This window comes from Streptomyces durocortorensis (genome assembly GCF_031760065.1).
GTDB lineage: Bacteria > Actinomycetota > Actinomycetes > Streptomycetales > Streptomycetaceae > Streptomyces.
Map to the genome: position 1 here is coordinate 5,701,052 of NZ_CP134500.1, position 16,849 is coordinate 5,717,900.

Below are 16,849 nucleotides of genomic sequence, written 5' to 3' on the forward strand. Positions count from 1 at the left end.
TTGTCGATCTCCGACGGGGGAGCGCTGGGATGAGCGGTACAGGACGCAACAACGACGGCCGCGGCCGGGCCGGCACCATGGTGTCGGGCTTGGCGGTGGCCGTCGGCTGTGTGCTCTTCCTCGGCGGTTTCGTCTGGGCCGCGGTGGTCTACCAGCCCTATACGGTCCCGACCGCCTCGATGTCCCCCACGGTCAAGCCCGGCGACCGGGTGCTCGCCGAGCGGATAGAGGGCGCCGATGTCCGGCGCGGTGACGTGGTGGTCTTCACCGACGAGGTCTGGGGGGCCGCCCCCATGGTGAAGCGCGTCGTCGGCGTCGGCGGCGACAAGGTGGTCTGCTGCGACAAGGAGGGGCGGCTCACCGTCAACGGCACCCCCGTCGACGAGCCCTATCTCAGCCGGGGCCCGGCCGCCCCGGGCAAGCAGGCGCCCGCCTCACCCCAGGACTTCACCGCCGAGGTGCCCCGGGGCCAGATCTTTCTGCTGGGCGACGAACGGGCCACCTCCCTGGATTCCCGGGTCCATCTGGAGGACGCGGGTCAGGGTTCGGTGCCGCTGAGCGCCGTACGGGCCCGGGTGGACGCCGTGGCCTGGCCGATGAACGGCATGATCGGCCGCCCCGCGTCCTTCGCGGCGCTGCCCGGCGGGGTCTCCGCCGAGGGCCCGCTGCCGCTCCAGCTGGGCGCGACCGCGGTCGGGGCCGCGCTGATCCTGGGCGGAGCGGTGTACGGGCCGTTGGCCGCCCGTCTCGCCCGCCGCAGGCCGCCCGTGGGAGGGGCCCGGTGACCTCCGAGGCCCGCAAGGTCGCCCGGGTGGTCCTCCTGGACCCCGACGACCGCGTACTGCTGCTCCACGGGCACGAGCCGGACGACCCGGCCGACACCTGGTGGTTCACCCCGGGCGGCGGTCTGGAGGGCGACGAGACCCGGGAGCAGGCGGCCCGCCGCGAGCTGGCCGAGGAGACCGGTATCACGGACATCGAGCTGGGCCCGCTGATCTGGACCCGGACCTGCTCCTTCCCGTTCGCCGGACGGCGGTGGGACCAGGACGAGTGGTACTACCTGGCCCGTACGGTGCAGACCGCCACGGCCCCGCAGGGCTTCACGGACCTGGAGCTGCGCAGCGTCGCCGGTCTGAGGTGGTGGACCTCCGCCGAACTGCTCGCGACGCGTGAGACGGTGTACCCGACCAGACTCGCCGAGCTGCTGCTCACGCTCCTCGACGAGGGTCCTCCACGTGATCCGTTGGTTCTGGCCCCCGAAATCGTCTAATCGTCCAGGGGCGTCCGAGGCTGACGCACAATGGGGGAACGCACGGCTGAAGGGGAAACATGCCATGAGCGCCGAGGACCTCGAAAAGTACGAGACCGAGATGGAGCTGAAGCTCTACCGGGAGTACCGCGATGTCGTCGGTCTGTTCAAATATGTGATCGAGACCGAACGGCGCTTCTACCTCACCAACGACTACGAGATGCAGGTGCACTCCGTCCAGGGTGAGGTTTTCTTCGAGGTGTCCATGGCGGACGCCTGGGTCTGGGACATGTACCGGCCCGCGAGATTCGTCAAGCAGGTCCGCGTGCTGACCTTCAAGGACGTCAATATCGAAGAGCTCAACAAGAGCGATCTGGAACTTCCGGGAGGCTGACCCCGCGCGGCCCGCAACCAGGGGCCGCCGGTACGTGCGAGACGTGGGACGAAGACCCGGTCACCCGTGTGGGTGACCGGGTTTTCCACATCCGCAGGGTTATCCACCAAGATCCACATTTTCTGGCGTGCCGGGTCAGAGTCGGTGCCGGAGGTGGTGCCGATATGAACGCACGGGGGGCACTCGGGCGGTACGGCGAGGATCTGGCGGCACGGCTGCTGACCGGAGCCGGGATGACCGTGGTGGAGCGCAACTGGCGCTGTCGTGCCGGAGAGATCGACATCGTGGCCAGGGACGGAGACGCTCTGGTCTTCTGCGAGGTGAAAACCCGCAGGTCGGAAGCTTTTGAACATCCCATGGCGGCGGTCGGCCCGGAGAAGGCGGACCGGCTGCGGCGGCTCGCCGAGATCTGGCTCGACCGGCACGGCGGGGCCCCGCCCGGCGGGGTGCGCATCGATCTGGTCGGGGTGATCGTGCCCAGGCGTGGCGCCCCGGTCACCGAGCACGCGCGGGGGGTCTCCTGATGGGCTACGCACGAGCGTGTTCCGTGGCGCTGGTCGGCGTCGAGGGAGTGGTGGTCGAGGTCCAGGCCGACCTGGAGCCCGGGGTCGCGGCGTTCACCCTGGTAGGGCTGCCGGACAAGAGCCTGGTGGAGAGCCGGGACCGAGTGCGGGCCGCCGTGGTCAATTCCGGCGCCGAGTGGCCGCAGAAGAAGCTCACGGTCGGACTCTCCCCGGCCTCGGTCCCCAAGAGCGGCTCGGGCTTCGACCTCGCCGTCGCCTGTGCGGTGCTCGGCGCGGCGGAACGGATCGACCCCGCCTCCATCGCCGATGTGGTGATGATCGGCGAGCTGGGCCTGGACGGCCGCGTGCGCCCCGTACGCGGTGTGCTCCCCGCCGTTCTCGCGGCAGCGGAGGCGGGTTACGAACAGGTCGTCGTCCCCGAGCAGACGGCCGGGGAGGCGGCGCTGGTGCCGGGGGTCTCGGTCCTCGGCGTCCGGAGCCTGCGCCAGCTCATCGCCGTCCTCTGCGACGAACCGGTGCCCGAGGAGCCCGTCGCCGACCAGGGACGCCCCGACGCCATGCTCGCTGGTCTCATGATCCCCGGCACCGGCCTCGGTACGGGGCTCGCCCCGGCCGCCATGAGGGGCGAGGGACACCGGCCGGACCTGGCGGATGTCGCGGGCCAGCCCCGCCCCCGTCAGGCTCTGGAGGTGGCGGCGGCCGGAGGACACCATCTGCTCTTCTCGGGACCGCCCGGCGCGGGCAAGACCATGCTGGCCGAACGGCTGTCGGCGGTCCTGCCGCCGCTGACCCGGCAGGAATCCCTCGAAGTGACGGCGGTCCACTCCGTGGCGGGCATCCTCCCCCCGGGTGAACCGCTCGTCTCCCGGGCGCCCTACTGCGCCCCGCACCACTCGGCGACCATGCAGTCCCTGGTCGGCGGGGGCAACGGGATGCCGAGGCCCGGAGCGGTCTCGCTGGCCCACCGAGGGGTGCTGTTCCTCGACGAGGCTCCCGAGTTCCCGGGCAAGGCCCTGGACGCACTGCGCCAGCCCTTGGAGTCGGGCCATGTCGTGGTCGCGCGGGCGGCCGGGGTGGTGCGGCTGCCCGCCAGGTTCCTGATGGTCCTGGCGGCGAACCCGTGCCCCTGCGGCCGCCACACGCTGACCGGCGCGGGCTGCGAGTGTCCGCCCTCCGTGGTCCGCCGCTACCAGGCACGCCTGTCCGGGCCGCTGCTGGACCGGGTGGACCTGCGGGTCGAGGTGGAGCCGGTCGACCGCGCCGGCCTCCTCGGGCAGGGCGGCCGGGGCGAATCGACGGCCACGGTCGCCGCCCGGGTGCGGGCGGCGAGGACGCGCGCGGCCGAGCGGCTGGCCGGCACCCCGTGGACCACGAACAGCGAGGTCCCCGGCCATGAGCTGAGGACCCGGCTGCTGGCGGCCCCGGGGGCGCTGGCAGCGGCGGAACGGGACCTGGAATGCGGCATCCTCACGGCCCGGGGCCTGGACCGGGTGCTGAGGGTCGCCTGGACGGTGGCGGACCTGCGGGGCGCCGACCGCCCGGACGCCTCCGACGTGGCGGTGGCCCTGGAGCTGCGGACGGGCATCCAGCGCGGGGTACCGATGGGGGCGGGTGAGCGGTGAGCGGACTGACGGGGGAGCGCCGGGATACGGGCGGGGACGGGGGATGCGGGATGCCTGGCCAGCGGGAGGAGGAACGGGTGCGGGAGTACGCGCGGCAGCCCGGTTGGGGAGAGGTTCGGGCAGGGGCAGGGGCCCGGGACGGGGAGTGCGACAGGGAGGCGTATGGGGATCGGGAGCCCGATCGGAGCGGGGCTCGGGCGCGGGGGTCTGACCGCGAAGGAAGCCGGGTGCGGGATCGGGAGCCCAACCAGGAAGCCTATGGGGATCGGGAGCCCGACAGAGGTGGCGCTCGGGCGGGAGAGCTGGAGCCGGAGCCTGATCTGGAGCGGGTGGCGCGGGCTGCGTTGACGCGGGTGCTGGAGCCGGGGGACGAGCGTGCCGGGCGGTGGCTCCGGGAGACCGGACCTGTCGAGCTGATGCGTCGGCTCACCGTTGAGGACGGTTCCGCCGAGGGGCTGCCCGGGATGACCGCTCTGCGGCTCGGCGGCTACCGGCTGCGCGCGGCCGCCGCCGAGCCGGAGCGGGACCTGGCGGCGGTGGCCGCGGTGGGCGGACGCTTCGTCTGCCCGGGGGACCGGGAGTGGCCGAGCCAGCTCGACGACCTGGGCGACGGTCGGCCCGTCGGGCTCTGGGTGCGAGGGCGGCCGGACCTGCGGCTGTGGTCCCTGCGGTCGGTCGCGGTGGTCGGTGCGCGGGCGTGCACCCCGTACGGGGCCCGCATGGCGGCGACCCTCGGCTCCGGGCTGGCGGAGCGGGGCTGGGTCGTGGTGTCGGGCGCGGCGTTCGGCGTGGACGGAGCGGCGCACCGCGGGGCGCTGGCCGCGGGCGGGGCGACGACGGCGGTGCTGGCCTGCGGGGTGGACGTGCCCTACCCGCGCGGGCACGCCGAGTTGCTCGGGCGGCTGGCCCGACAGGGGCTCATCGTGGCCGAGTTGCCCCCGTCCGCTCACCCCACCCGCAGCCGGTTCATCCTGCGCAACCGCGTCATCGCCGCCTTGACCAGGGGAACGGTCGTGGTCGAGGCGGAGTACCGCAGTGGCTCGCTGGTGACCGCCCGTCAGGCACAGCGGCTCGGCCGTTTCGCGATGGGGGTGCCCGGCCCGGCCACCAGCGGACTGTCGGCCGGGGTCCACGAGTTGCTGCGCGGGGAGGGCGTGCTGGTCACCGACGCGGCCGAAGTCGTCGAACTGGTGGGTGACATCGGCGATCTCGCGCCGTGCAGGCGCGGCCCGGTCCTGCCCCGGGACCGGCTGGACGCGGTCGCCGCGCGGGTCCTCGACGCCCTTCCGTACCACGGCGTCACCCACCCCCGTGACCTCGCCCGCAGCGCGGGGATCTCCGCCGACGAAACGCTCGGGCGGCTGTACGAACTGCACTCACTGGGGTTCGTCGAACGCGAGGGCGACGGCTGGCGATTGACGAACCCGTCGGCACGCAACGACGACGCGCGGCGAGGCGGTACTTGACCTGGAGCATTCGGGTGAAAAGGTAAGGCCGATGACCCCGCACGATCGATCGGTGACCTGCTCAGGGCCGGTGCCCATGGCGACTGCACCGCCCCCGGGCAGGCGCGGACAGCGTGAACGGCAGAACGCAATCACGCGTCATGGAACTGTCGTCCTGCGCGGACTGCGACGCCGCAGTCACGCTACGCTCACAAGGATTCCGCCCCAGACAAAAGTCCCCCAGCACTTCACGGCAGAACGGCTCAAGGCACCACATGCCCCAGCACACCTCCGGGTCTGACCGCGCGGCAGTACCACCCGTTGCGCGTGGCACTGTGCGCCCTCCCGCCCCCTCCTCGCTCGACGAACTGTGGCGTTCGTACAAGACCACGGGCGACGAGCGGCTGCGGGAGCAGTTGATCCTGCACTACTCGCCGCTCGTCAAGTACGTCGCGGGCCGGGTGAGCGTGGGGCTGCCGTCCAATGTCGAGCAGGCCGACTTCGTCTCCTCCGGAGTCTTCGGACTGATCGACGCCATCGAGAAGTTCGACATCGAGCGGGCCATCAAGTTCGAGACGTACGCGATCACCAGGATTCGCGGCGCGATGATCGATGAACTGCGGGCCCTGGACTGGATCCCCCGGTCCGTCCGGCAGAAGGCGCGCAACGTGGAGCGCGCCTACGCCACGCTGGAGGCGCAGCTGAGGCGTACGCCCTCGGAGGCCGAGGTCGCCTCGGAGATGGGCATCGCACTGGAGGAACTGCACGCTGTTTTCAGCCAGTTGTCCCTGGCGAACGTGGTCGCGCTGGAGGAGTTGCTGCACGTCGGCGGGGAGGGCGGCGACCGGCTGAGCCTGATGGACACCCTGGAGGACACCGCCGCCGACAATCCGGTGGAGGTCGCCGAGGACCGCGAGCTGAGACGGCTGCTCGCACGCGCGATCAACACCCTCCCCGACCGGGAGAAGACCGTGGTGACCCTCTACTACTACGAGGGCCTGACTCTCGCGGAGATCGGCAACGTCCTCGGGGTGACGGAGAGCCGTGTCAGCCAGATCCACACCAAGTCCGTCCTCCAGCTCCGGGCGAAACTGGCCGACGCGGGCCGCTGACGCTCCCTCCCCGGCCTTCTTCCCGATCCCTCCCGGCCACTCGGTCAGAGGCCGTGCCCTTCCCTCGGACCCCTGCCGCCGTAGAGTGGATGCGTGCCCAGGATTCGAGCGGCCTCCGTGGCCGAGCACCGGACCATGCAGCGCGGCGCCCTCCTGGACGCCGCGCGCTCCCTGCTGTCCGAGGGCGGTACGGAGGCGCTGACCTTCCCCGCACTCGCCGAGCGCACGGGCCTCGCCCGGTCCTCCGTGTACGAGTACTTCCGCTCCCGAGCCGCGGTCGTCGAGGAGCTGTGCGCCGTCGACTTCCCCGTCTGGGCGGCCGAGGTCGAGAACGCCATGCAGCGCGCCGAGACGCCCGAGGCGAAGATCGAGGCGTATGTGCGCCGGCAGCTGGACCTCGTCGGCGACCGCCGTCACCGCGCCGTCGTCGCGATCTCCGCGAGCGAGCTCGACGCCGGTGCCCGGGAGAAGATCCGGGCCGCGCACGGTGCGCTGATCGCCATGATCGTCGAGGCCCTCGGCGACCTCGGTCACACCGAGCCGAGGCTGGCCGCCATGCTCCTCCAGGGCTCGGTGGACGCCGCCGTGCGCCGTATCGAGCTCGGTGTCGCGGAGGAGCCGGGCGTCATCGCCGACACCGCCGTCGCGATGGTCCTGCGTGGTGTGCGCGGCTGACCCGGCCCCGCACCCCGCGGAACGCCCTCGCGCTTCCCGGCTCCGGCACCCCGAACACCGGCAGCAGTCGCGAAGGGCCTCTCCGCAGTAGTGAGGGCGGCAGCAGTGAGAGCGGGTCCAGGTAGGCGTCCCCGCGTCGCAGCCCCCAGTGCAGGCAGCCCGCCGCGCAGTGGAAGGGCCCTTCCTCCAGCGCTCCGACCGGCTGTCCGGCCCGCACGCTCGCGCCCTCCTCGACCAGCGCCCGCACCGGCTCGTACGTCGTGCGCAGCGGAGGCGACCCGCTGCCGCCCACCTCGATGGCCAGCACCCCGCGTCCCGCCACCCGCCCCGCGAACGACACCCGGCCCCCGGCAGCCGCCAGCACCGGGGCGCCCGGCCCCGCCGCGAGGTCGACGCCGCGATGGCCGGGCCCGTAGGGGCCGGTGGGCGGCTGCCACCCCCGTAACACCGTGGGTCTCCCCGTCAGCGGCCAGCTCCGGTCGCCGCCATCGGCGTCAGGGTCGGCATCGGCATCTGCGCCCGCCCCTGCCAGAGACGCCTCGGCCCCGGTCGGCATGACGGCTCTGCCCGGCGTGCTGCTCCCGGCCGGGAGCAGCACGTACAGCAGGAACACCGGCAGGAGCGGGAACAGGAGCAGGGCGCGGAGAGCGGGGGAGCGGCGTCGGCCGGGGTGGGTGCACATGTCCGCCACCATCGCCCGGAGGCCGGGATTCCGGTGATCATGGACCGTTCCTGTGGACTACTCGCCGGTTGTGGACATCGCCGTCACCCGGCACCCGGCGGGTCCCGTACACTTCTTACGGCGATCCGGGTCACCGGGTCGACTTCGCACGCCCCGCCACCTCCCTCTTCGAGGAGGTGGCCGCGCTCCTCGGTCCCTCGTGGCACGGCGCGTCGGGGCGTCAGGCGCGACAGCAATCCTGCGGTCGCGACAACCGAGCACCTCAAGGAGTACGGCCATGGCCGTCGTCACGATGCGGGAGCTGCTGGAAAGCGGCGTCCACTTCGGTCACCAGACCCGTCGCTGGAACCCGAAGATGAAGCGCTTCATCTTCACCGAGCGCAACGGCATCTACATCATCGACCTGCTCCAGTCGCTGTCGTACATCGACCGCGCCTACGAGTTCGTCAAGGAGACCGTCGCCCACGGCGGCTCCATCATGTTCGTGGGTACGAAGAAGCAGGCCCAGGAGGCCATCGCCGAGCAGGCGACGCGCGTCGGCATGCCGTACGTCAACCAGCGTTGGCTCGGTGGCATGCTCACCAACTTCTCCACCGTCTACAAGCGCCTTCAGCGTCTGAAGGAGCTTGAGCTCATCGACTTCGAGGACGTGGCCGCCTCCGGCCTCACCAAGAAGGAGCTCCTGGTCCTCTCGCGCGAGAAGGCCAAGCTGGAGAAGACCCTCGGTGGTATCCGCGAGATGCAGAAGGTGCCCAGCGCCGTCTGGATCGTCGACACCAAGAAGGAGCACATCGCCGTCGGTGAGGCGCGCAAGCTCCACATCCCGGTCGTCGCGATCCTCGACACCAACTGCGACCCCGACGAGGTCGACTACAAGATTCCGGGCAACGACGACGCGATCCGCTCCGTCACCCTGCTCACCCGCGTGATCGCCGACGCCGTCGCCGAGGGCCTCATCGCCCGCTCCGGCGCCGCCACCGGCGACTCGAAGCCGGGCGAGAAGGCCGCCGGCGAGCCGCTGGCCGAGTGGGAGCGCGACCTGCTGGAGGGCGACAAGAAGGACGAGACCGCGGCTGCCGCCGAGCAGGCCGACGAGACCGCGGCTGCCGCCGAGGTCCAGTCCTCCGCCGAGACCGAGAAGGTCGCCGACGCCGAGAAGCCGGCCGAGGCCGTCGCCGAGGCCGAGGCTCCGGCCGCGGACGCCGAGCAGGCCTGACACCCGTCACGGCTACTGACGGCGGGGGCTGACGCCACAAGCGTCGCCCCCGCCGTTCACCCGTAGATCTTTCAGACTTCGAGAGAGACATACAGACTCATGGCGAACTACACCGCCGCTGACGTCAAGAAGCTCCGCGAGCTCACCGGCGCCGGCATGATGGACTGCAAGAAGGCGCTCGACGAGGCCGACGGCAACGTCGACAAGGCCGTCGAGGCGCTCCGTATCAAGGGCCAGAAGGGCGTCGCCAAGCGCGAGGGCCGCTCTGCCGAGAACGGTGCCGTCGTCTCCCTCATCTCCGAGGACCAGACGTCCGGCGTTCTCCTGGAGCTGAAGTGCGAGACGGACTTCGTCGCCAAGGGTGAGAAGTTCCAGGCCGTCGCCAACACCCTCGCCGCCCACGTCGCCGCGACCTCCCCGGCCGACCTCCAGGCGCTGCTCGCCTCCGAGATCGAGGCCGGCAAGACCGTCCAGGCGTACGTCGACGAGGCCAACGCCAACCTTGGCGAGAAGATCGTCCTGGACCGCTTCGCGCAGTTCACCGGCGAGTACGTCTCCGTGTACATGCACCGCACCATGCCCGACCTGCCCCCGCAGATCGGTGTTCTGGTCGAGCTGGACAAGGCCGACGCCGAGCTGGCCAAGGGCATCGCGCAGCACATCGCCGCCTTCGCCCCGAAGTACCTGTCCCGCGAGGACGTCCCGGCCGAGGTCGTCGAGGCCGAGCGCCGCGTCGCCGAGGAGACCACCCGCGCCGAGGGCAAGCCCGAGGCCGCGCTCCCGAAGATCGTCGAGGGTCGCGTCAACGGTTTCTTCAAGGAGGCCACCCTCCTCGGCCAGCCGTACGCGCTGGACGCCAAGAAGTCCGTCCAGAAGGTCCTGGACGAGGCCGGAGTCACCCTGAAGCGCTTCTCGCGCATCAAGGTCGGCATCTGAGTCCGTCCGGGCGAACAGCACCGGACCCGATAGGGTCTGGTGCAGTCGACGGCCGCACCCACGCCGGACGACCGCAGATCTGACGAGGAGGCCATTGCCGCTGTAGGGACACCAGACCCACCGGCAATGGCCTTCTTCGTATGTGCACGAGGAGAATTTCCATGGACAAGGGCGCGGACGCCATTCAGGCTGACGAGAAGCGCGACGACGACAAGGGTTCCGGGCGCTTCATGCTGAAGCTCTCCGGTGAGGCATTCGCCGGTGGCGGCGGCCTCGGCGTCGACCCCGACGTCGTGCACACCATCGCCCGCGAGATCGCCGCCGTCGTACGCGACGGCGCCCAGATCGCGGTGGTCATCGGGGGAGGCAACTTCTTCCGTGGTGCCGAGCTCCAGCAGCGCGGCATGGACCGGGCCCGGTCCGACTACATGGGCATGCTCGGCACCGTCATGAACTGCCTGGCGCTCCAGGACTTCCTGGAGAAGGAAGGCATCGACTCGCGCGTCCAGACGGCCATCACCATGGGCCAGGTCGCCGAGCCGTACATCCCGCTCCGTGCCGTACGGCACCTGGAGAAGGGGCGCGTCGTCATCTTCGGTGCCGGTATGGGCATGCCGTACTTCTCCACCGACACCACCGCCGCCCAGCGTGCCCTGGAGATCGACGCCGAGGCGCTGCTCATGGGGAAGAACGGTGTGGACGGTGTCTACGACTCCGACCCGAAGACCAACCCCGCCGCGGTGAAGTTCGACGCGCTGGAGTACGGCGAGGTGATCTCCCGCGATCTGAAGGTCGCCGACGCCACCGCCATCACGCTCTGCCGTGACAACCAGCTCCCGATCCTCGTCTTCGAGCTGACCGCCGAGGGCAATATCGCTCGTGCGGTCAAGGGTGAGAAGATCGGCACGCTCGTGAGCGACGCGAGCACCCGGGCCTGACGGCCCCCCAGGATGGACAACGGCCTGCCGGTCGGACACCGCGCAGGTGAGGACGCGACGCAGGACCCGCAGGGCCCGACGATGACGATGCCGGGCCCACCCAAGACACGCAGGAGCACGTGGTGATCGAAGAAATCCTCCTTGAGGCCGAGGAGAAGATGGAGAAGGCCGTCGTCGTCGCGAAAGAGGACTTCGCCGCGATCCGTACCGGCCGTGCGCACCCGGCGATGTTCAACAAGATCGTCGCCGACTACTACGGCGCGCTGACCCCGATCAACCAGCTGGCCTCGTTCTCGGTTCCCGAACCGCGGATGGCCGTCGTGACGCCGTTCGACAAGACGGCGCTGCGCAACATCGAGCAGGCGATCCGCGACTCCGACCTCGGCGTCAACCCGAGCAACGACGGCAACATCATCCGGGTGACCTTCCCCGAGCTCACCCAGGACCGCCGCAAGGAGTACATCAAGGTCGCCAAGAGCAAGGCCGAGGACTCCAAGATCTCGATCCGCTCCATCCGACGCAAGGCCAAGGAAGCCCTCGACAAGCTCGTCAAGGACAAGGAGTCCGGCGAGGACGAGGTGCGCCGCGCCGAGAAGGAGCTCGACGACACCACCGCGAAGTACGTCGCGCAGGTGGACGAGCTGCTCAAGCACAAGGAAGCCGAGCTGCTCGAAGTCTGATGAACGACTCTTCCTGGGGCGCCCCGCAAGGAGCGGGTTACTGGGGCACGCCCGAGATGAGGGCTGCCCCGGCGGGTCCTGCCCACGATGTGCATGACGCCCAGCAGACTCGGCCCATGCCCAACGTGCCGGACGTTCCCGACGCAGGTAGAGACGCAGCCGACCGCGCCGACCGGGACAGGGATGCCGCTCACGTCAGCGGCCCCCTGTTCCGTGACGAGATGCCGCAGGAGCCCATGTCCACCCCGCTGCCGCCCCCGCCGCAGAAGAAGCGCGCGGGGCGTGATCTGCGCGCCGCCATAGGAGTGGGCGTGGGTCTCGGTGCCGTCATCGTCGCCTCGCTGTTCATCGTGAAGGCCGTCTTCATCGGCGTGATAGCGGTCGCCGTCGTCGTCGGCCTCTGGGAGCTCACCTCCCGTCTCCAGGAGCGCAAAGGCATCAAGGCGCCCCTGGTTCCGCTGGCCGTCGGCGGCGCCGCGATGGTCATCGCCGGTTATGTCCGGGGCCCTGAGGGGGCCTGGGTCGCCATGGCCCTCACCGCCCTCGCGGTGCTGGTCTGGCGGATGACCGAACCGCCGGAGGGATATCTCAAGGACGTCACCGCCGGGGTCTTCGCGGCGTTCTACGTCCCCTTCCTGGCCACCTTCGTCGCCCTGCTGCTGACGGCGGACGACGGGCCGTGGCGGGTCCTCACCTTCCTCGTCCTCACCGTGGTCAGCGACACCGGGGCGTACGCCGTCGGCTGGCGCTTCGGCAAGCACAAGCTCGCCCCCCGCATCAGCCCCGGCAAGACCCGCGAGGGCCTGCTCGGCGCGGTCGCCTTCGCGATGGCCGCCGGTGCGCTGTGCATGGAGTTCCTGATCGACGGCGGCGCCTGGTGGCAGGGGCTGCTGCTCGGCCTCGCGGTCGCGGCCAGCGCCACCCTCGGTGACCTGGGCGAATCCATGATCAAGCGGGACCTCGGCATCAAGGACATGGGTACCCTGCTCCCCGGCCACGGCGGCATCATGGACCGGCTGGACTCGCTGCTGCCCACCGCGCCGGTGGTGTGGCTGCTGATGGTGCTGTTCGTCGGCTCCGGCTGAGCCACCGCACACCCCGTCCCACCTGCAATTCTTTACGGTGAGGGCTCGTTGTCCACAGGGCGGCGGGCCCTCACCCGTCTGTCTGCGACACTGGATGAACCATGCCTAAGCCCGGAGAACTCACTTTCGTCGCGCCCCGCGGAGCCAAGAAGCCCCCGCGGCACCTCGCCGACCTCACGCCCGCCGAGCGCAAGGAAGCGGTCGCCGAGACCGGCGAGAAGCCGTTCCGCGCCCAGCAGCTCTCGCAGCACTACTTCGCGCGGTATGCGCACGACCCGGCCCAGTGGACCAACATTCCCGCCGGGTCCCGGGAGAAGCTCGCCGAGGCGCTGTTCCCCGAGCTGATGTCCGTGGTCCGCCACATCAGCTGCGACGACGACACCACCCGCAAGACCCTGTGGAAGCTGCACGACGGCACGCTCGTCGAGTCCGTCCTGATGCGCTACCCGGAGCGCGTCACGATGTGCATCTCCTCGCAGGCGGGCTGCGGGATGAACTGCCCCTTCTGCGCCACCGGGCAGGCCGGGCTCGACCGCAATCTGTCCACCGCCGAGATCGTGCACCAGATCGTCGACGGCATGCGCGCCCTGCGCGACGGCGAGGTGCCGGGCGGCCCCGCCCGGCTGTCCAACATCGTCTTCATGGGCATGGGCGAGCCGCTCGCCAACTACAAGCGGGTCGTCGGTGCCATCCGCCGGCTCACCGACCCCGAGCCGGACGGCCTCGGCCTCTCGCAGCGCGGGATCACCGTCTCCACCGTGGGCCTCGTCCCGGCGATGCTGCGCTTCGCCGACGAGGGCTTCAAGTGCCGCCTGGCCGTCTCGCTGCACGCCCCGGACGACGAGCTGCGCGACACCCTGGTCCCCGTCAACACCCGGTGGAAGGTCCGCGAGGTCCTGGACGCCGCGTGGGAGTACGCGGAGAAGTCGGGCCGCCGCATCTCCATCGAGTACGCCCTGATCCGGGACATCAACGACCAGGCCTGGCGCGGTGACCTGCTCGGCAGGCTCCTCAAGGGCAAGCGGGTCCACGTCAACCTCATCCCGCTCAACCCCACGCCCGGCTCCAAGTGGACCGCCTCGCGCCCCGAGGACGAGAAGGCGTTCGTCGAGGCCATCGCGGCCCACGGTGTGCCCGTCACCGTCCGGGACACCCGGGGCCAGGAGATCGACGGGGCCTGCGGGCAGCTGGCGGCCTCCGAGCGCTGACAGCGGCCACCTCTCCGGGGCCGGACGAAACCGCCGGTGTAGCCTGGGCCCGCAATCAACTGCATATTCCGACAGGGGAGCGCCACAGCGCTGAGAGTGCGGCACCAAGGACAGGTTGGCCGCAGACCCTCTGAACCTCGCCCGGGTCATTCCGGGTAGGAAGTTCGGACCTTACTCAAGCTGTTGCGCCCTGCCCGCTTCCGGTTACGGCTCCGGCGGCGGGCGGGGCCGCGTCTCTTCCTGGTCACCTCCAGGAGGACCACATGAACACCACCACGAAGTACGCGGCGACCGCGCTCGCCGCCGCGCTCGGCGTCACCGTGCTCGCGGGCTGCGGCAGCGACGACGGTACGGCGGGCTCCGGCGCCTCCAAGGGCAGCGGTTCCAAGACCGTGACCCTGGTCAGCCATGACTCCTTCACCGTCTCGGACGAGGTGCTGAAGGCGTTCACCAAGGAGACCGGCTACACCGTCGAGATCCTCAAGAGCGGCGACGCAGGGGCCGCGCTCAACCAGGAGATCCTGACCAAGGGCTCCCCGCGCGGTGACGTCTTCTTCGGAGTCGACAACACCCTGCTCTCCCGCGCCCTCGACAACGGTCTCTTCACCGCGTATGAGGCCAAGGGCCTGGACCGGGTCGCCAAGGGCACCCAGCAGGACGAGAAGCACCGGGTGACGCCGGTTGATACCGGTGACATCTGCGTCAACTATGACAAGCAGTACTTCACGGACAAGAAGCTCGCGCCGCCGGAGACCTTCGAGGACCTGCTGAAGCCCGCGTACAAGAACCTCCTGGTGACCGAGAACGCGGCCAGTTCCTCGCCCGGTCTCGGCTTCCTCCTCGGCACCATCGCCAGCCAGGGCGAGGACGGCTATGAGGCGTACTGGAAGAAGCTCAAGGCCAACGGCGTCAAGGTCGTCGACGGCTGGGAGCAGGCGTACAACGAGGAGTTCTCCGGCTCCGCGGGCGGCAAGAAGACCAAGGCGGACCGGCCGCTCGTCGTCTCCTACGCCTCCAGCCCGCCCGTCGAGGTCCTCTACGCCGACCCGCAGCCGAAGGAGGCCCCCACCGGGGTCGCGACCGGCACCTGCTTCCGGCAGACCGAGTACGCCGGGCTGCTGACCGGGGCGAAGAACGAGGAGGGCGGCAAGGCGCTGCTGGACTTCATGATCAGCAAGACGTTCCAGGAGGACATGCCGCTGAACATGTTCGTGAACCCCGTCGTGACGGACGCGGAGCTGCCCGAGCTGTTCACGGAGTTCGGCGAGACCGTCGAAGCGCCCCCCACCGTCACGCCCGAGAAGATCGCCGCCAACCGTGAGCAGTGGATCAAGTCGTGGCAGTCGCTCGTCCTGAGGTAGGGCCCGAAGCGGAGCCCGAAGCGGAAGCCGCGCCGCCCGGCCGTGGGTCCGGGCGGCGCGGTGCCGCGGTGCGGCTCGGCCTGATGGCCGTGCCCGTCGCGTTCTTCGCCGTCTTCTTCGCCTACCCCGTGTCCGCGATCGTCGGCCGCGGGGTGAAGACGGACGGCGTCTGGCAGTTCGGGCGGATCGGTGAGGTGCTGGCCCGCCCGGACATCCTCGACGTCCTCTGGTTCACCACCTGGCAGGCCCTCGCCTCGACCGCGCTCACGCTGCTGATCGCCCTGCCCGGGGCGTATGTCTTCGCCCGCTTCGACTTCCCGGGCAAACAGGTGCTGCGGGCGGTCGTCACCGTGCCGTTCGTGCTGCCGACCGTCGTCGTCGGCACCGCCTTCCTGGCGCTGCTGGGGCGCGGTGGGCTCCTCGACGAGCTGTGGGGCCTCCGCCTCGACACCACCGTATGGGCGATCCTGCTCGCCCACGTCTTCTTCAACTACGCCGTGGTCGTCCGGACGGTCGGCGGGCTCTGGTCCCAGCTGGACCCGCGTCAGGAGGAGGCCGCCCGGGTGCTCGGTGCGGGACGGTTCGCCGCCTTCCGCCGGGTGACCCTGCCCGCACTCGCCCCCGCCGTCGCCGCCGCCGCGCTGATGGTCTTCCTCTTCACGTTCACCTCCTTCGGCGTCGTGCAGATCCTCGGCGGACCGGCGTACTCCACCCTGGAGGTGGAGATCTACCGGCAGACCGCGCAACTGCTCGACCTGCCGACCGCCGCCGTGCTGACCATGGTCCAGTTCGTGGCCGTCGGCGCGATCCTCGCCGTGCACGCCGTGACCGTACGCCGCCGGGAGCGGGCGCTGAAGCTCGTCGACCCGGCGCAGACGTCCCGCAGGCCGCGCGGCGCCGGACAGTGGGCGCTGCTCGGCGGCGTCCTGCTCACCGCACTGCTGCTGATCCTGATGCCGCTCGGAGTGCTGGTGGAGCGTTCCTTCGACGGAGCGGACGGAGCCGACGGGCCGGGCGGTTACGGCTTCGGCTACTACCGGGCCCTCCAGTCGGCCGGGTCGGGCGGCTCCTCCACCTTCCTGGTGCCGCCGCTGGAGGCCGTCGGGAACTCCCTGCGGTACGCGCTCGTCGCCACGCTCATCGCCCTCGTCGTCGGCGGGCTCGCGGCCGCGGCCCTGACCCGCCGGGCGGGACGGCTCGTGCGGGGCTTCGACGCGCTGCTGATGCTGCCCCTGGGAGTCTCCGCCGTCACCGTCGGTTTCGGCTTCCTCATCACCCTCGACAAGCCGCCGCTCGACCTGCGAACCTCCTGGATCCTGGTCCCGCTGGCCCAGGCGCTGGTCGGTGTCCCCTTCGTCGTACGGACCATGCTGCCCGTGCTGCGCGCGGTCGACGACCGGCTGCGGGAGGCCGCCGCCGTGCTCGGGGCCTCGCCGCTGCGGGCGTGGCGTGAGGTCGATCTGCCGCTGGTGCGGCGGGCGCTCCTGGTCGCGGCGGGGTTCGCGTTCGCCGTGTCGCTCGGGGAGTTCGGCGCCACCGTCTTCATCGCGCGGCCGGACAACCCGACCCTGCCGGTCGCCGTGGCCCGGCTGCTGGGCCGGTCCGGGGAGCTCAACTACGGGCAGGCGATGGCCCTCAGCACGATTCTGATGCTGGTGTGCGCGGTGTCGCTGCTGCTCCTCGAACGCATCCGCACCGACCGATCCGGGGAGTTCTGAACGA

General features: G+C 70.8%; 17 protein-coding genes. 16 read left to right on the top strand and 1 reads right to left on the bottom strand.

The annotated features are described in order from the left end of the window. The first annotated feature begins 29 nt into the window (after positions 1 to 29). From lepB to RI138_RS25340, 8 genes are all read left to right on the top strand, one after another. Positions 30 to 785 (top strand): signal peptidase I, encoded by a 756-nt coding sequence (gene lepB / locus RI138_RS25305; RefSeq protein ID WP_311121738.1) that lies wholly within the window; start codon positions 30 to 32, stop codon positions 783 to 785. Then, positions 782 to 1,270 carry an NUDIX hydrolase gene (locus RI138_RS25310; protein WP_311121739.1) on the top strand — a complete coding sequence of 163 codons (489 nt, stop codon included), beginning with the start codon at positions 782 to 784 and terminating at the stop codon, positions 1,268 to 1,270. The genes lepB and RI138_RS25310 overlap by 4 nt, the downstream gene beginning before the upstream one ends. 64 nt (positions 1,271 to 1,334) lie before the next feature. Next, complete coding sequence (locus tag RI138_RS25315) at positions 1,335 to 1,643, top strand: DUF2469 domain-containing protein (protein ID WP_003965949.1); 309 nt, start codon at positions 1,335 to 1,337, stop codon at positions 1,641 to 1,643. 164 nt (positions 1,644 to 1,807) lie between these two features. Next, entirely contained in the window at positions 1,808 to 2,167 is a 360-nt protein-coding gene (locus tag RI138_RS25320; protein WP_096626364.1) for a YraN family protein, read from the top strand. After that, positions 2,167 to 3,789 carry a YifB family Mg chelatase-like AAA ATPase gene (locus tag RI138_RS25325; protein WP_311121740.1) on the top strand — a complete coding sequence of 541 codons (1,623 nt, stop codon included), beginning with the start codon at positions 2,167 to 2,169 and terminating at the stop codon, positions 3,787 to 3,789. Before RI138_RS25320 ends, RI138_RS25325 begins: the two co-directional genes overlap by 1 nt. A 353-nt stretch (positions 3,790 to 4,142) precedes the next feature. Beyond that, on the top strand, positions 4,143 to 5,255 hold the full coding sequence (gene dprA / locus RI138_RS25330) for a DNA-processing protein DprA (RefSeq protein WP_398864351.1): 1,113 nt from the start codon (positions 4,143 to 4,145) through the stop codon (positions 5,253 to 5,255). 254 nt (positions 5,256 to 5,509) lie between these two features. Then, positions 5,510 to 6,346, top strand: coding sequence for an RNA polymerase sigma factor WhiG (whiG, locus tag RI138_RS25335; protein WP_015611763.1), 837 nt, complete (start codon positions 5,510 to 5,512; stop codon positions 6,344 to 6,346). Between the two features lie 117 nt (positions 6,347 to 6,463). After that, the gene (locus RI138_RS25340) at positions 6,464 to 7,021 is read left to right on the top strand and encodes a TetR/AcrR family transcriptional regulator (protein ID WP_311123005.1); all 558 of its coding nucleotides are present in this window, start codon (positions 6,464 to 6,466) and stop codon (positions 7,019 to 7,021) included. Here the strand turns inward: RI138_RS25340 and RI138_RS25345 are convergent. Then, a complete protein-coding gene (locus RI138_RS25345) occupies positions 6,972 to 7,703 on the bottom strand; it encodes a murein hydrolase activator EnvC family protein (protein WP_311121742.1) in 732 nt (243 codons plus the stop codon). The two genes, RI138_RS25340 and RI138_RS25345, sit on opposite strands and share 50 nt — an antisense overlap. A gap of 277 nt (positions 7,704 to 7,980) precedes the next feature. Between RI138_RS25345 and rpsB the strand changes: the two genes are divergently transcribed. The 8 genes from rpsB (at position 7,981) to RI138_RS25385 (ending at position 16,845) form a co-directional block, all read left to right on the top strand. After that, complete coding sequence (gene rpsB, locus RI138_RS25350; RefSeq protein ID WP_311121743.1) at positions 7,981 to 8,919, top strand: 30S ribosomal protein S2; 939 nt, start codon at positions 7,981 to 7,983, stop codon at positions 8,917 to 8,919. A 99-nt stretch (positions 8,920 to 9,018) separates the two neighbouring features. Further along, positions 9,019 to 9,855, top strand: a complete 837-nt coding sequence (tsf, locus tag RI138_RS25355) for a translation elongation factor Ts (protein ID WP_096626392.1) — start codon at positions 9,019 to 9,021, stop codon at positions 9,853 to 9,855. 161 nt (positions 9,856 to 10,016) lie between these two features. After that, positions 10,017 to 10,793, top strand: coding sequence for a UMP kinase (gene pyrH / locus RI138_RS25360; RefSeq protein WP_311121744.1), 777 nt, complete (start codon positions 10,017 to 10,019; stop codon positions 10,791 to 10,793). A 122-nt stretch (positions 10,794 to 10,915) separates the two neighbouring features. Next, positions 10,916 to 11,473 (top strand): ribosome recycling factor, encoded by a 558-nt coding sequence (gene frr / locus RI138_RS25365; RefSeq protein ID WP_073771532.1) that lies wholly within the window; start codon positions 10,916 to 10,918, stop codon positions 11,471 to 11,473. Beyond that, positions 11,473 to 12,558 carry a phosphatidate cytidylyltransferase gene (locus RI138_RS25370; protein WP_311121745.1) on the top strand — a complete coding sequence of 362 codons (1,086 nt, stop codon included), beginning with the start codon at positions 11,473 to 11,475 and terminating at the stop codon, positions 12,556 to 12,558. The genes frr and RI138_RS25370 overlap by 1 nt, the downstream gene beginning before the upstream one ends. Positions 12,559 to 12,659: 101 nt before the next feature. Then, on the top strand, positions 12,660 to 13,766 hold the full coding sequence (gene rlmN / locus RI138_RS25375) for a 23S rRNA (adenine(2503)-C(2))-methyltransferase RlmN (RefSeq protein WP_096626399.1): 1,107 nt from the start codon (positions 12,660 to 12,662) through the stop codon (positions 13,764 to 13,766). 263 nt (positions 13,767 to 14,029) lie between these two features. Beyond that, on the top strand, positions 14,030 to 15,127 hold the full coding sequence (locus tag RI138_RS25380) for a thiamine ABC transporter substrate-binding protein (protein WP_096626401.1): 1,098 nt from the start codon (positions 14,030 to 14,032) through the stop codon (positions 15,125 to 15,127). Positions 15,128 to 15,210: 83 nt separating this feature from the next. Next, positions 15,211 to 16,845: an ABC transporter permease gene (locus RI138_RS25385; protein WP_096626462.1), complete on the top strand. Its 1,635-nt coding sequence runs from the start codon at positions 15,211 to 15,213 to the stop codon at positions 16,843 to 16,845. Positions 16,846 to 16,849 lie beyond the last annotated feature (4 nt).

What these genes read in the sequence shown, in the direction of transcription:
- RI138_RS25370 (WP_311121745.1), top strand. Translation starts at nt 11,473, where the DNA reads ATGAACGACTCTTCCTGGGGCGCCCCGCAAGGAGCGGGTTACTGGGGC.
- RI138_RS25325 (WP_311121740.1), top strand. Translation starts at nt 2,167, where the DNA reads ATGGGCTACGCACGAGCGTGTTCCGTGGCGCTGGTCGGCGTCGAGGGA.
- RI138_RS25380 (WP_096626401.1), top strand. Translation starts at nt 14,030, where the DNA reads ATGAACACCACCACGAAGTACGCGGCGACCGCGCTCGCCGCCGCGCTC.
- lepB (WP_311121738.1), top strand. Translation starts at nt 30, where the DNA reads ATGAGCGGTACAGGACGCAACAACGACGGCCGCGGCCGGGCCGGCACC.
- RI138_RS25345 (WP_311121742.1), bottom strand. Translation starts at nt 7,703, where the DNA reads ATGTGCACCCACCCCGGCCGACGCCGCTCCCCCGCTCTCCGCGCCCTG.
- RI138_RS25385 (WP_096626462.1), top strand. Translation starts at nt 15,211, where the DNA reads ATGGCCGTGCCCGTCGCGTTCTTCGCCGTCTTCTTCGCCTACCCCGTG.
- RI138_RS25315 (WP_003965949.1), top strand. Translation starts at nt 1,335, where the DNA reads ATGAGCGCCGAGGACCTCGAAAAGTACGAGACCGAGATGGAGCTGAAG.
- RI138_RS25320 (WP_096626364.1), top strand. Translation starts at nt 1,808, where the DNA reads ATGAACGCACGGGGGGCACTCGGGCGGTACGGCGAGGATCTGGCGGCA.
- rlmN (WP_096626399.1), top strand. Translation starts at nt 12,660, where the DNA reads ATGCCTAAGCCCGGAGAACTCACTTTCGTCGCGCCCCGCGGAGCCAAG.
- pyrH (WP_311121744.1), top strand. Translation starts at nt 10,017, where the DNA reads ATGGACAAGGGCGCGGACGCCATTCAGGCTGACGAGAAGCGCGACGAC.
- whiG (WP_015611763.1), top strand. Translation starts at nt 5,510, where the DNA reads ATGCCCCAGCACACCTCCGGGTCTGACCGCGCGGCAGTACCACCCGTT.
- rpsB (WP_311121743.1), top strand. Translation starts at nt 7,981, where the DNA reads ATGGCCGTCGTCACGATGCGGGAGCTGCTGGAAAGCGGCGTCCACTTC.
- tsf (WP_096626392.1), top strand. Translation starts at nt 9,019, where the DNA reads ATGGCGAACTACACCGCCGCTGACGTCAAGAAGCTCCGCGAGCTCACC.